Annotated in this window: 9 protein-coding genes and 1 pseudogene; 9 read left to right on the forward strand and 1 reads right to left on the reverse strand. The window is 63.0% G+C overall.

Translation table 11 applies throughout. From position 1 onward, the window contains the following. Window positions 1-916: 916 nt before the first annotated feature. Window positions 917-1504, reverse strand: coding sequence for a TetR/AcrR family transcriptional regulator (locus ACFOM8_RS21240; RefSeq protein ID WP_377764377.1), 588 nt, complete (start codon window positions 1502-1504; stop codon window positions 917-919). Between ACFOM8_RS21240 and ACFOM8_RS21245 the strand changes: the two genes are divergently transcribed. From ACFOM8_RS21245 to ACFOM8_RS21285, 9 genes and pseudogenes are all read left to right on the forward strand, one after another. Then, a complete protein-coding gene (locus ACFOM8_RS21245) occupies window positions 1503-2870 on the forward strand; it encodes an HlyD family secretion protein (RefSeq protein ID WP_377764378.1) in 1368 nt (455 codons plus the stop codon). The genes ACFOM8_RS21240 and ACFOM8_RS21245 overlap by 2 nt on opposite strands. Beyond that, on the forward strand, window positions 2867-5605 hold the full coding sequence (gene rbbA, locus ACFOM8_RS21250; RefSeq protein ID WP_035745650.1) for a ribosome-associated ATPase/putative transporter RbbA: 2739 nt from the start codon (window positions 2867-2869) through the stop codon (window positions 5603-5605). The genes ACFOM8_RS21245 and rbbA overlap by 4 nt, the downstream gene beginning before the upstream one ends. Window positions 5606-5612: 7 nt before the next feature. After that, window positions 5613-6725, forward strand: a complete 1113-nt coding sequence (locus tag ACFOM8_RS21255; RefSeq protein ID WP_134726964.1) for an ABC transporter permease — start codon at window positions 5613-5615, stop codon at window positions 6723-6725. 134 nt (window positions 6726-6859) lie between these two features. Then, a complete protein-coding gene (locus ACFOM8_RS21260; RefSeq protein WP_377764381.1) occupies window positions 6860-7810 on the forward strand; it encodes an alpha/beta hydrolase in 951 nt (316 codons plus the stop codon). 318 nt (window positions 7811-8128) lie between these two features. Next, window positions 8129-9886, forward strand: a complete 1758-nt coding sequence (locus ACFOM8_RS21265; RefSeq protein ID WP_089389381.1) for a PHA/PHB synthase family protein — start codon at window positions 8129-8131, stop codon at window positions 9884-9886. A gap of 4 nt (window positions 9887-9890) precedes the next feature. Further along, entirely contained in the window at window positions 9891-11285 is a 1395-nt protein-coding gene (locus tag ACFOM8_RS21270; RefSeq protein WP_089258481.1) for a bifunctional enoyl-CoA hydratase/phosphate acetyltransferase, read from the forward strand. Further along, window positions 11282-12451 (forward strand): acetate/propionate family kinase, encoded by a 1170-nt coding sequence (locus ACFOM8_RS21275; protein ID WP_377764383.1) that lies wholly within the window; start codon window positions 11282-11284, stop codon window positions 12449-12451. Before ACFOM8_RS21270 ends, ACFOM8_RS21275 begins: the two co-directional genes overlap by 4 nt. Then, on the forward strand, window positions 12448-13212 hold the full coding sequence (fabI, locus tag ACFOM8_RS21280) for an enoyl-ACP reductase FabI (RefSeq protein WP_035745640.1): 765 nt from the start codon (window positions 12448-12450) through the stop codon (window positions 13210-13212). The genes ACFOM8_RS21275 and fabI overlap by 4 nt, the downstream gene beginning before the upstream one ends. Before the next feature lie 244 nt (window positions 13213-13456). After that, window positions 13457-13633, forward strand: a pseudogene (locus ACFOM8_RS21285) (IS110 family transposase); the annotation flags it as partial. Between the last annotated feature and the right edge of the window lie 12 nt (window positions 13634-13645).

Below are 13645 nucleotides of genomic sequence, written 5' to 3' on the forward strand. Positions count from 1 at the left end.
TGGTGCAACCCTCGAACGGAGAATGCCGCGGGAGAGGCCGCCTACCCAGTCAGCTCACCCAGCGATCATGGGGTCTAAGGCTCGCTCCTGTCCTCGAACCGGAGGAGGCGAGCACCGTGCGAGAATGCCTCGCGGGCCTGCTCGATCGAAACGAGTACCCACCCTATAAGCGGTGGGTCCGGCGCCGCAGATGGTGGGGTTCGTGGCGCGGCCGGTGATGGTGCTGACCATCTCCGTCCCTGCGCTGCCGCGCTGACGGGGGCTGCTTCAGGGAAGTGGGCGCGCGCCGCAGACGGCGCGAAATCGTAAAAATTGCAGCAGGCCTGCGCATCAGGATCGGGCAACCTTTGGGCATTAGACCCCATGATCGGGCTGTGAGCTGACTGGTCAGTGGCCTCTCCCGCGGCATTCTCCGTTCGAGGGTTGCACCAGATTGGCTGGTGCCGAGCCTCAAGAATGGGGGAGAGACCGAATGCAGGGTAGCATGTTCATCGGGCTGTTAGGTCGCAATAGCTTGCAACCCTGTGCGGGATCAGGGACGAACGAGTTGATTTCATTGCCTGTCTTCCGATAGTCGCGGGGCGGCTGAGCTAGCGGAAGTATCGGCGCAACGGAAGAGCGTCGCTGCATCTTCTGATTGCGGGTCCAGTGAGAGCAATCAGGCTCTAGCGTAGTGCTGCGTCGTTGCAGATCGTACTCTGTCGTAGAATATCGTGCAAAATCGTAGAAATGGTTGCGGGGGCGCGCAACCTACGAGACCGACACTCGATCCAAGCGGCCATCTGACCGACCGTATATAGCCGCCTGAAAGCACCTGAGGCGTCCGATCAATCGTGTTGAAATCTCCGCACGAAACGCGGAAATCCCAACATAACTTATACAGGATCGCAGTTGGCAAGCTGACTTGGATAGTGGTCTAGATGGGACGCCAGCCGAATACCCCATCTGAACAACCAGGCAGCATTGCGTTCATCAGGGCGGTTTGCAGCATCTGTCGCTGATCCGCCTCGGGGATAGCCAGCAAATCCGCAGGCCCGAAAATCGCACGATGGGTCACGAAACCGCTGAGAAGGCTAAGCGCGAAATGCGCCCGTCCCGGATCCGCATGGCCAAACGCCCTGCTTAGAGGCAGGGCTAGTGACGTGCCAAAGAATTGCGCAATGATCGCCCGCGCCTCGCTGCAGAGGCTGGACTGTGTCAGTAAATGAAGCGGCCTGACATCTTCTACCTTGCGCGGATCACGCAGGAAGGCCAGATCGCAGATCCGGTTGATCATGGTCGCGCCATCGGGGTCCCCTGCGGCGATGTCATCGAGGGGCGCAAGCGCCAGCAAGGCCTGACGGAATATCTCGGCCTTCGACCCGAAGGCGCGATGGACATAGGCCACATCGACCCCAGCCGCGGCGGCGATGTCGCGCAGGCTGGTGTCGGAATAGGGCATCCGCGCGAAAAGCAGCATCGCCGATGCAAGAATGCGTTCTTTCCCGGTTGCCTGCCCCGGCATGCGGTCGGTCGAGTTGGCTGAGTTGAGCGCCCTTGGCATGGGTGGCTTGTGTTCGTCCGGTGGCTTCGACGCGAAGAAACTGAAAATGCTGCCCCGGAGCAGAGGTGCGGCAAGGTGCAGCCCAGACCGGGTCGTGTTGTTTAGCTGGTTTTTCAACAGCAAACAACCAGCAGCCGCTTTTGCGCGACAATACAGGTTTTTACCCTGTCATCGAGCGTTGACAACAGGGGAGCGTAGGGCGAAAACCGCATCGGGACATGCGCGAAGCATCCATCAGCACAGCAATCAGAGGCAGATCATGGCAAAGCCCGGCAGAAACACCATTATTCTGGGCGGCCTGGCCGTTGTCGCCGTGCTTGGCTGGCTGGCCTGGGACCGGCTGCAACCCGCCGGTCTGCCGGCGGGTTTTGCCAGCGCCAATGGCCGGATCGAGGCGACCGAGGTGGATATCGCGGCGCTCACCGGCGGCCGAATCGCCGAAATCACCGCTGCCGAAGGTGACATGGTCAGCGCAGGCGATGTGCTGGTGCAGATGGACGTGGTGCAGCTGAACGCACAAAAACGTCAGGCCGAAGCGCAGCTTGCCCGCGCCGAAATCGGCGTCGAGACAGCAAGGGCGCTGGTCGCTCAGGCCGAGGCACAAGAGCGCGCGGCCCGGGCCGCGGTTGATCAGGCAGGCTCGGTTGCCGATGCCGCGTCGCGCAGGCTTGAACGCTCTGAGCAGCTTGCAAAGACCAGTGCGATCTCGCAGCAGGTGCTGGATGATGACCGCGCCCGGGACGCCCAGGCCCGCGCCGGTGTGGCCTCGGCCGAAGCCAGCCATGCGGCAGCGCTGGCGGGGGTCAGCAGCGCGCAGGCGCAGGTGGTCGATGCAAGTGCGGCCGTCGAGGCGGCAAAGGCGTCGATTGATGCGATCCAGGCCTCTCTGGACGACGCCACGCTGAAAGCGCCGCGCACGGGCCGGATCCAGTATCGCATCGCACAAGAGGGCGAGATTGTCGGCTCTGGCGGGCGGATCCTCAGCCTTGTCGATCTGGGCGATGTCTATATGACGGTTTTTCTGCCGACATCGCAGGTCGGCCGGGTGCAGGTCGGATCAGAGGTGCGCCTTGTCATGGATGCGGCGCGGGAATTCGTGATCCCGGCCACGGTTTCCTATGTTGCCGATGTGGCGCAGTTCACGCCAAAGACGGTCGAGACCGCCGATGAGCGCGAAAAGCTGATGTTCCGCGTCCGTGCCCGCATCGACCCCGAGCTGCTGTCGCGGCATATCGAGGATGTCAAAACCGGCCTGCCGGGCATGGCCTATCTGCGGCTTGATCCGGATGCCGCCTGGCCTGACTTTCTTTCCAATGTCGTGAAATGACCGGCTCAGTTGCCGGGGTCTCCGGCCTGACGCTGCGCTATGGCAAGGTCACGGCGCTTGACAATGTGACGCTGGAGATCCCTGAGGGGCGCATGGTCGGGCTGATCGGGCCAGACGGGGTCGGAAAGTCCAGCCTTCTGTCGCTGCTGGCCGGGGCACGTGTGATCCAGCAGGGCAAGGTCGAGGTTCTGGGCGGCGATATGCGCGATGTGGCGCATCGCAACCGCGTCTGCCCCCGCACCGCCTATATGCCGCAGGGTCTGGGCAAGAACCTCTACCCGACGCTTTCGGTCGAAGAGAACCTTGATTTCTTCGGCTCGCTTTTCGGTCATGACAAGGCCGAACGCGAGCGGCGGATTACCGATCTGCTGGCTGCGACCGGCATGACGCCGTTCCGGTCGCGCCCGGCGTCAAAGCTGTCGGGCGGCATGAAGCAAAAGCTGGGTCTGTGCTGCGCGCTGATCCATGATCCCGATTTCCTGATTCTTGACGAGCCGACCACCGGCGTCGATCCGCTGTCGCGCCGCCAGTTCTGGGATCTGATCGACCGCATCCGCGCGACACGGCCGGGGATGAGCGTGATCACAGCCACCGCCTATATGGAAGAGGCCGCGCGCTTCGACTGGCTGGTTGCGATGAATGCGGGCCGGGTGCTGGCCACCGGCACCACCAGCGATCTGCTGTCGCGGACCGGGGCCGACACGCTTGATGCAGCCTTCATCGCGCTTTTGCCCGAAGAAGACCGGGGCGAAGACAGTGCCGTGGTGATCCCGCCGCGGACCACCGATGACAGCGATATCGCCATCGAGGCCGAGGGGCTGACGCAGCGCTTTGGCGATTTCGTGGCGGTCGACAATGTTTCCTTCCGCATCCCCAGGGGTGAGATTTTCGGCTTTCTGGGTTCGAACGGCTGCGGCAAGACGACGACGATGAAGATGCTCACCGGGCTTCTGGAGCCGAGTGAGGGCCGGGCAAAGCTTTTCGGCCATGAGGTCGATGCAAGCGATCTGTCGGTGCGCCGCCGGGTCGGGTTCATGTCGCAGGCCTTCTCGCTCTATTCCGAGCTGACGGTGCGTCAGAACCTTGATCTGCACGCGCGGCTTTTCGATATGGCGGCCGAGAAGATCCCCGCCAGGGTTGACGAGATGATCGCCCGGTTCGATCTGGGCGACGTGACCGACAGCCTGCCCGAGGCGTTGCCGCTGGGTATCCGCCAGCGGCTTTCGCTGGCGGTGGCGATGATCCATGCGCCCGAGATCCTGATCCTTGACGAGCCGACCTCGGGGGTGGACCCGGTGGCGCGCAACGGCTTCTGGCGTATTCTGGCGGAACTTTCGCGCAAGGATGGCGTGACGATCTTTGTCTCGACCCATTTCATGAACGAGGCGGAATGGTGCGACCGCATCAGCCTGATGCATGCGGGCAAGGTGCTGGTCTCGGACACCGCCGAGGGGATCACGAAAGCCAAAGGTTGCGCCACGCTGGAAGACGCGTTCATCGCCTATCTTGAAGAGGCGATTGGCGAGACGGCACCCGCCCCCGCCGCTGCGCCCGAGGCCGCGCCCGAGGCCCCCGCAGCCGGGGTGACCCATCACGCGCAGCAATCCGGCTTCAGCCTGCGGCGACTGCTTAGCTATTCGCAGCTGGAAAGCCTGCAATTGCAGCGCGATCCGATCCGGCTGACCATGGCGTTGGTCGGCAGCCTTCTTCTGATGATCGTGGTGGGGCTGGGCATCAACATGGATGTCGAGGATCTGACCTTCGCCGCCCTTGACCGCGACCAGACCACCACCAGCCGCAATTATATCGCCGATATTGCGGGATCGCGCTATTTCATCGAACAGCCGGCCCTGACAAGTTACGACGAGATCGACGCAAGAATGCGCTCGGGCGAGCTGGCGCTGGCGATCGAGATCCCGCCCGGCTTTGCCGCCGATATCGCGGCAGGCAGGGATGTGCAGGTCGGGGCCTGGTTCGACGGCGCCAACCCCAGCCGCGCCAATACGGTGCAGGGCTATGTGCAGGGCATGCATGCCGACTGGATCACACGTCAGGCGCGTCAGCTTTACGGTGACAAGGCGAGCGGCGGCAGTTTCGAACTGGTGACCCGATACCGCTACAACCCCGACGTGCGCAGCCTGAATGCGATGGTCCCGGCGATCATCCCGCTGCTTTTGCTGATGATCCCGGCGATCCTGACCACGCTTTCGGTCGCGCGTGAACGCGAACTGGGCTCGATCATCAATTTCTACGTCACGCCGGTGACGCGGCTGGAATTTCTGCTTGGCAAACAGCTGCCCTATATCGCGCTGGCCATGCTGAATTTCTTCCTGATGATGGCCATGGCGGTCACATTCTTCGCAGTGCCCTTCAACGGCAGTTTTCTGGGCTTTACCCTTTCGGCGCTGATCTATGTCACCGCGACCACGGCGCTTGGTTTTCTGGTGTCGGTCTTCATCGCAAGTCAGGTCGCGGCGCTGTTCGCGACCGCCATGCTGACGATGATCCCGGCGGTCAGCTATTCGGGTTTGATCTACCCGGTCTCTTCGCTGTCGGGTTTTGGCCGGGTTCTGGGCGAGATCTACCCCTCGACCTGGTTTATCACCGCCGCGCGGGGGGCTTTCTCCAAGGCCTTCGGAATGGCGGAACTGGCCGGGCCGATGCTGGCCATGGGCATCGCCATTCCGGTGATTATCGGGCTGGCGGCGGCCTTCCTGGAAAAACAGGCGAAGTGAGGGGCGGATGAACCTGCGCAACACCTTCAATCTGGGCGTCAAGGAATTGCGCGGGCTCTGGCGCGATCCGGTGATGCTGGTGCTGATCGTCTATTCCTTTTCGCTCTCGATCTGGACCTCTGCGAACGTCTCGCCCGAGGCGCTGACGAATGCCGCGATCTCGATCGTGGATGAGGATCAGTCGCATCTCTCCGCCCGCATCACCTCGGCCTTTTATCCGCCCTATTTTGTCGAGCCGCAGATGACCACGACGGCCGAGATGGATCGGCGGATGGATCAGGGGCTGGATACTTTTGCGCTGAACATCCCACCGGATTTCGCGCGCGATGTGCTGGCCGGAAAAAACCCGGCGATCCAGCTGAATATCGACGCGACAAGGATGAGCCAGGCCTTCACCGGCGGCGGCTATATCCAGCAGATCGTGTCCTCCGAGGTTTCGGAATATGTGGCGGGCTACCGGGCCGAGACCGCGCTGCCGGTCGATCTGGCGCTCCGCGCGCGGTATAATCCCTCGCTGGATCCGAAGTGGTTCGGCGCGATTTCCGCCGTGATCCGGTCGATCACCATGCTGTCGCTGGTGCTGACCGGCGCGGCGCTGATCCGCGAAAAGGAACATGGCACGGTCGAGCACCTGCTGGTCATGCCCGTCACCCCGACCGAGATCATGTTTTCCAAGATCTGGTCGATGGGGCTGGTGGTGCTGCTGGGGTCGATCTTTTCGCTAAGTGTTGTGGTGCAGGCGCTGATGGCGGTTCCGGTGCAGGGCTCGGTCGTGCTGTTTCTTGCGGGCGCGGTGCTGATGGTTTTCGCCATGACGGGGCTTGGAATTTTCCTTGCCACCATCGCCGGGTCGATGCCGCAATTCGCGCTTTTGCTGATGATGGCGCTTTTGCCGCTGCAGGTGCTGTCAGGCGCGATGACGCCGCGGGAATCCATGCCAGAGATCATCCAGACCATCATGCTTGCAGCCCCCAACACGCATTTCATCATCCTCTCGCAGGGCATCTTGTTCCGAGGTGCGGGGCTTGACGTGGTCTGGCCCCAGTTCGCGGCGCTGGCGGCGATCGGGGTGGCGCTGTTCTGGGTGGCACTGATACGATTCAAGAAATTCCTGCGGTAAGGCATATGTTGGGCCGCCTGCTTCTGATCCTGACGCTTGCGCTTGCAGGCTGCGCTGCGCGTCCGGGGCCGGAAGTTCTGGCCCCCGATGCCGGTGCCCTGCCCGAGGGCGCCCGCCTTGTCCGGGTGCTGACCATGACCACCCGCGCGCCCGAGGCAAATCTGCCGGGGGCCTTTGGCGACTCTCGCTCCATCCGGCCAAGCTGGCTGGAATACGAGGTCTCGGTGCCGCCTGGCCATCGGCCGGGAAAGATTGAATGGCCGGATCGCAATGGCAGCAGCGCCGACCGGAATTTCGTGATGCGCAGCCGGCAGACGCTTAGCCGTGACGCCTTTGCAAAGCGTCTCTCGCGCGAGGGGGTCGGGCTTTATGTCCACGGCTTCAACACCCGCTTTCATGAGGCCTTGTTCCGTACCGCGCAGCTTTCGGTCGATGCGCATATCGAGGAAAAGCCCGTCCTTTTTACATGGCCCTCGGCAGGCGATCCGGGCGCCTATCTGGCTGATCGTGACGCGTCTGACTTTTCCCGCGCGGCGCTTGCCGATCTGCTGCGGCTTTTGACAAAGGGTCGGTCCGCTTCCGACGCGGTGCCGGTGCTGGCTCACAGCATGGGCGCGCGGCTGACGATGGAGACGCTGGTGCAACTGCGTCTTGCCGGGCGGGACGATGTGCTGGACCGGATCGAGGTCATCCTTGCCGCCCCGGATATTGATATCGATCTTTTCCGCGCCCAGATGGTCAGCCTTGGGCCGATGAAGCATCCCATCACGGTGCTCGTCTCCTCGGACGATCTGGCGCTGAAACTGTCGTCGCGGCTTTCGGCACGTCGGATACGGCTTGGGCTTGTCGATGTGCGTGATCCGGCGGTCCAGCGCCTGGCGGTCGCGACCGGAATACGGATCGTGGATATTACCGATATTCCGACCGATGATCCCGCCCACAGCCGCTATGTCGGCCTGCTTTCCGGCGAGGCCGGGGCTGTGGTTGAAAGCACCCTTTTCGGTGAGGTACGCTTGGCTGGGGCCTTTGTCTTCAATCAGGTCGGTGGTGTCTTCACTGGCATCGGTGATGTGCTGGCGGATTGAGGCCGCGGCCTTGGCCCGGCGTTGGTGCCAGCGGCATTGGCCGGGTCATGGCCTCGACGTCGCGCCGTTTTGCCGGTAATCGTCCATGATGATCAGGGCAGGGACAGGGGATTCCGTGTCCGCCGCCGGACGCCGATGCTTTGCCTGTTCAGTCCGGGGGCGGCTGTTTCGGCGGTTTGACGGCGCTTTACGACATGTCGTCGGCATCGGGCCTTGGGCGCAATGCCTATGTTCAAGAAAAATCTTGAACTCTTTGATTTCGATCAACACTCGTTGATAGTTCTGTGCTAACTTCCGCCGGTAAATTGGAGACGCGACATGGTCCTTACTCCCAAATCAGATGGCTCGGGTGCAACCGGCGATGAAAGCCTTGGCATCGAGGCTTTTCAGGCCGTTGACCGCATACGAGAGGCGCTCTCGGGACAGCTCAGCGGCGGGGTCTCGCCCGGCTCGCTGATGATGGCCCATGTCGACTGGGCCTTTCACCTGGCGCAGGCACCGGGCAAGCAGATGGAACTGGGCGTCAAGGCGGGCCGCAAATGGCAGCGTCTCATGGCGCATCTGATGGCCTCGGCGATGGATCCGCAGGCCGCGCCGGTCATCACGCCCTTGCCGGGCGACCGCCGTTTCGCCGGTGAAGCCTGGGCGAAACCGCCCTTCAGCTGGATGTCGCAGGCTTTCCTGCTGCAGCAGCAATGGCTGCATAACGTCACCCATGAGGTTCCAGGCGTGACGAAGCACCACGAGGATGTGGTGTCTTTTGCCGCGAAACAGATCCTTGATGTCTGTGCGCCTTCGAACAACCCTTTTACCAATCCCGAGGTTGTGGCACGGACCTGGGCTACCGGAGGCATGAACCTTGTGAAGGGCTGGCAGAACTGGCTGCAGGACGTCGTCCGCCAGATCCGGCAGGAGCCGCCAGAGGGTGTCGAGGCCTTTACACCGGGTCGCGATGTGGCGGTGACGCCGGGCAAGGTAATCTTCCGCAACCACCTGATCGAACTGATCCAGTATACGCCCACGACAGAAACCGTGCACCCCGAGCCGGTGCTGATCGTTCCGGCCTGGATCATGAAATACTATATCCTCGACCTCAGCCCGGAGAATTCACTGATCCGCTGGCTGGTGGCGCAGGGCCACACGGTTTTCGCCATTTCCTGGCGCAATCCGGGTGCAGAGGATCGTGATCTGACGCTGGAGGATTATCGCCGGCTGGGCGTGATGGCCGCGTTGGATGAGATCACCCGTCTAATGCCCGATCAGAAAATCCACGCCACCGGCTATTGTCTGGGTGGCACTTTGCTGTCGATCGCTGCGGCTGCCATGGCGGGGAAGGGGGACGCGCGTCTCGCCTCGCTGACGCTGCTTGCCGCGCAGGTCGATTTCGCCGAACCGGGCGAGCTCGCGTTGTTCATCGACCCAAGCCAGCTGCATCTTCTTGAAAGCATGATGTGGAACCGCGGCTATCTCTCTGCCGATCAGATGGCGGGGGCGTTTCAGCTTTTGCGCTCGAATGACCTCATCTGGTCCCGGATGGTGCGCGATTACATGATGGGCGAGCGGACGGCGATGAATGATCTCATGGCCTGGAATGCCGACAGCACCCGGATGCCCTATCGGATGCATGCCGAATATCTGCGCAGGCTTTATCTGAATAATGAGCTTTCTTCGGGACGCTTCACCGCCGGGGGCAAGACAGTTCTGTTGCAGAACATCCGGGTGCCGATCTTTGCCGTCGGGACCGAGCGCGATCATGTCGCACCCTGGAAGTCGGTCTACAAAATCCACCAGTTCACCGATTGCGAGGTGACTTTCGCGCTGACGTCGGGCGGGCATAATGCGGGGATCGTCTCTCCTCCCGGTCACCCGCGCCGCCGCTACCGGCTGGCGACCCGCGCCCATGACGACGCGCTTTTGCCGCCGGAGACCTGGGTCGAGGCCAATCCTGCAACCGAGGGTTCGTGGTGGACGCCCTGGCAGGCCTGGCTTGCCGCGCGTTCGGGTGCCCCCGCCGCGCCGCCCGCAATGGGCAACGCGCTGGCAGATGCGCCCGGCACATATGTTTTCCAGAGGTGACAAGATGACCGGCACTCTGACCAACTATCTGTTTCACCAGATGAAAATCGGCGACCGCGCCAGTCTTGTCCGCCACGTCGGCCCCAAGGATATTGAATTGTTCGCCGCTGTTTCCGGCGACGCCAACCCCGCGCATCTGGATGCCGGTTTCGCCGCCCATGGGCCGTTTGGCCATGTCGTGGTGCACGGCATGTGGACTGCGGCGCTGATTTCGGCGGTGCTGGGCACCCGCCTGCCGGGGCCGGGGACGATCTATCTCGACCAGCAGATCCGCTTTAACAAGCCGGTTTCGCCAGGCGATACCATCACCGCCGAAGTTGAAGTGGCCGAGCTGATCGAGGGCAAGAACCGTGTCCGCCTGACGACCACCGCCCGCAATCAGCGGGGCGAGGTGGTGCTTTCGGGCGAGGCGCTGGTGCTGGCCCCGGTCGAGCAGGTGACCTGGGTGCCGGGTGACCTTCCCGAGGCGGTGGTCTTGCCGAAGGGGCGCTGGCAGGGCTTTGTCGAAGAGGCCCGCGCATTGCCCCCGGTGCGGGCGGCGGTGGTGCATCCCTGTTCGAAATCCGCGATCCTTGGCGCGATCGAGGTGCGCGACGAAGGCCTGCTTGACCCGATCCTGATCGGTCCCGGCGCAAAGATTCGCGCGGCGGCCGCCGAGGCCGGGGTCTCGCTTGACGGCTTCCGGATCGAGGAGACAGAGCACAGCCATGCAGCGGCGGCGCGGGCGGTGGAACTGGCGGCCTGTGGCAAGGTCCAGGTGCTGGTCAAGGGCAGCCTGCATTCCGATGAACTGCTTGCGGCGGTGGTTTCGAAAAGCGGCGGCCTGCGCACCGAACGCCGGATCAGCCATGTCTATGCGATGGATGTGCCCGCCTATCGCAAGCCGGTGATCGTCACCGATGCCGCGATCAATATCGCACCGACATTAGAGCATAAGCGCGACATCTGCCAGAATGCCGTCGATCTGATGCGGCTTCTGGGGCGCGATCAGCCGAAGGTCGCGGTGCTGGCGGCGGTCGAGACAGTGAACGCGACGATGCCCGCCACGCTGGATGCCGCCGCGCTGACGGTGATGGCGGCTCGAGGCCAGATCACGGGCGCGCTGGTTGACGGGCCGCTGGCCTTCGACAATGCGATCAGCCCCGAGGCGGTGGCGACGAAGGGCATCGTCTCGCAGGTGGCGGGCGAGGCCGATATTCTTCTGGTGCCGGATCTCGAGGCCGGGAACATGCTTGCCAAACAGCTGATCTATTTCGCGGGCGCCACGGCCGCGGGGCTGGTTCTGGGCGCACGGGTGCCAATCGTTCTGACAAGCCGGGCGGATCCTTTATCGGCCCGCATCGCCTCGGCTGCGCTGGCCAAGCTGGTCGCGGTCCGCAAAGCGGAGGGGAAGGCGTGACCCGCGATCTGATCCTGACATTCAACACCGGATCCTCGACTATCAAGCTGGGGTTTTACGCACTGGAGGCCGCCGCGCCGCGCCCGCTGGCCTCGGGCGTGATCGATTTCCGCGATGAGCCTTTCGAAGTGCGCCTGACGCGCGAGGGCAAGACCTTTTCAGGCCCGATCACAGCGGATCCCGGCGATCTGACAGCCGTGCTGAACCAGGCTTTTGCCTGGCTGGCCGGGCATTTCAATCTTTCGCGCCTTGCGGTGATCGGCCATCGGGTTGTGCATGGCGGCGATGTCTTCACAGGACCAGCCCGGATCACCGATCAGGTGATCGCGCAGATCGACGCGCTGGCGCGGCTTGCGCCGCTGCATCAGCCGCAAAGCCTTGCGCTGATCCGGGCGATGCGGGGGCTTTACCCCGATGTGCCACAGACAGCCTCTTTCGACACGGCGTTTCATGCCACCAACCCGCCCCTGATCCGCCGCTTTGCCCTGCCGCGCGCGCTTTATGATCAGGGGATCAAGCGCTATGGCTTTCATGGTCTCTCCTACCGCTATATCGCCGGGCAACTGGGCGATCTGGCCACCGATGCAAAGGTGGTCGCCGCACATCTGGGCAGCGGCGCAAGCCTTTGTGCGATCCGGGGCGGCAAGAGCATCGACAGCTCGATGGGGTTTTCGACGCTGGACGGCATCCCGATGGCGACGCGTTCGGGTGCGCTGGACCCCGGCGTGATCCTGCATCTGATGGGCGAAATGGGGCAAAGCCTGAAACAGGTCGAGACCATGCTCTATCGTAAAAGCGGCCTTCTGGGCGTGTCGGGTTTCGAGGCTGACAGCCGCGAGCTGATGGCCAGCACGCGCCCAGAGGCTGCCGAGGCGATCGACCTCTTTTGCCTGCGCATCGCGGGCGAGGTGGCACGGTTGGCGACCAGCATGGGCGGGATCGATGCGCTGGTCTTCACGGCAGGAATCGGCGAGCATCAGCCCGGTATCCGCGCCCGTGTCGCCGCGCGGCTGGCCTGGCTTGGGGCAGAGCTTGACCCCGATGCCAATGAAGCAGGGTCGCGCAGGATCAGCACCGCCGCCAGCCGGGTGCAGCTTCTTGTCATTCCGACCGATGAGGAAAGCATCATCGCCCAGGAGGCCGTCAGCGAAGAGGCAGCGACATGATTGATCTGAAAGGCAAACGCGGCCTCGTGGTTGGCGTGGCGAATGAGGCCAGCATCGCCGCCGGTTGCGCCAGGGCCTTTCGCGCGGCGGGGGCAGAGCTGGCGCTGACCTTTCTTAATGAAAAGGCCCGGCCATGGGTCGAACCCGTGGCGCAGGAAGTGGGTGCGCCGCTGTTCCTTCCTTGCGATGTGCGTGAACCCGGCCAGTTGGAAGCCGTGTTTGACCGCATTACCGCTGAATGGGGGCGGCTTGATTTTCTGCTTCATGCCATCGCCTTCGCCCCGCGCGAGGATCTGCACACCAGCGTTGTCAACGCTTCGGCCGAAGGTTTTGCGACGGCGATGGATATCTCTTGCCACTCCTTCCTGCGCATGGCGCGGCTGGCGCGGCCTTTGATGCAGGCGGGTGGTTCGCTGATCACGGTCAGCTTTTACGGCGCGGATCGGGTGGTCGAGAATTACAACCTCATGGGTCCGGTAAAGGCCGCGCTGGAGGCTTCGGTCCGCTATGCGGCGGCCGATCTGGCGGGCGAAGGGATTCGTGCCTTTTCGCTTTCAACCGGTCCGGTCAAGACCCGCGCCGCCTCGGGGATCGACCGGTTCGATGCGCTGATGGATAAGATTCGCGCCCGTACGCCTGCGGGAAAACTGGTAAGCATCGAAGAGATCGGTACGCTGGCGGCCTTTCTGGCAACCGAGGCCGCAAGTCCCATGAGCGGATCGGTGGTCTATGCCGATAACGGATTTCACACCACCGCCTGAGGCAGGCGCGGGGCCCCGCCCTTGACCGGAAGGCGGATCCGGGGCAAAGCGGAATCAACATCAGTTGACAGCATTCTGACAGGCGCCGCCGCGTGACCTTCTTTACGGTTCATCCCTTCCATTCCTTCAATCTTGCCGTGGTCTTGCTGATCGCGGGCAAGATCGGCGTTGATGCTGTGACCGCCCCCCGACGGCATCTCTGTGCCAAGGTGGGTCTGGGACGATCCACAAGAGGGGAGCGGTCATGTCGGAGATAAGCACGGTCGGGCTCGACCTGGCGAAGACTGTATTTCAGGTGCACGGGGCTGACGGCTCAGGCCAGGCGGTCCTGCGAAGGAAGTTGCGGCGGCATCAGGTGCTGGCCTTCTTCGCCCAGCTGCCATCCTGTGTCGTGGCGATGGAAGCCTGTGGTGGCGCCCATTTCTGACACTGT

It is taken from the genome of Paracoccus angustae, assembly GCF_042648745.1.
GTDB lineage: Bacteria > Pseudomonadota > Alphaproteobacteria > Rhodobacterales > Rhodobacteraceae > Paracoccus > Paracoccus angustae.

Bases quoted from the DNA above. Each gene is read 5' to 3' on its own strand.
- fabI (WP_035745640.1), top strand. From the start codon at position 12,448: ATGATTGATCTGAAAGGCAAACGCGGCCTCGTGGTTGGCGTGGCGAAT.
- rbbA (WP_035745650.1), top strand. From the start codon at position 2,867: ATGACCGGCTCAGTTGCCGGGGTCTCCGGCCTGACGCTGCGCTATGGC.
- ACFOM8_RS21240 (WP_377764377.1), bottom strand. From the start codon at position 1,504: ATGCCGGGGCAGGCAACCGGGAAAGAACGCATTCTTGCATCGGCGATG.
- ACFOM8_RS21245 (WP_377764378.1), top strand. From the start codon at position 1,503: ATGCGGTCGGTCGAGTTGGCTGAGTTGAGCGCCCTTGGCATGGGTGGC.
- ACFOM8_RS21260 (WP_377764381.1), top strand. From the start codon at position 6,860: ATGACCACCCGCGCGCCCGAGGCAAATCTGCCGGGGGCCTTTGGCGAC.
- ACFOM8_RS21265 (WP_089389381.1), top strand. From the start codon at position 8,129: ATGGTCCTTACTCCCAAATCAGATGGCTCGGGTGCAACCGGCGATGAA.
- ACFOM8_RS21270 (WP_089258481.1), top strand. From the start codon at position 9,891: ATGACCGGCACTCTGACCAACTATCTGTTTCACCAGATGAAAATCGGC.
- ACFOM8_RS21255 (WP_134726964.1), top strand. From the start codon at position 5,613: ATGAACCTGCGCAACACCTTCAATCTGGGCGTCAAGGAATTGCGCGGG.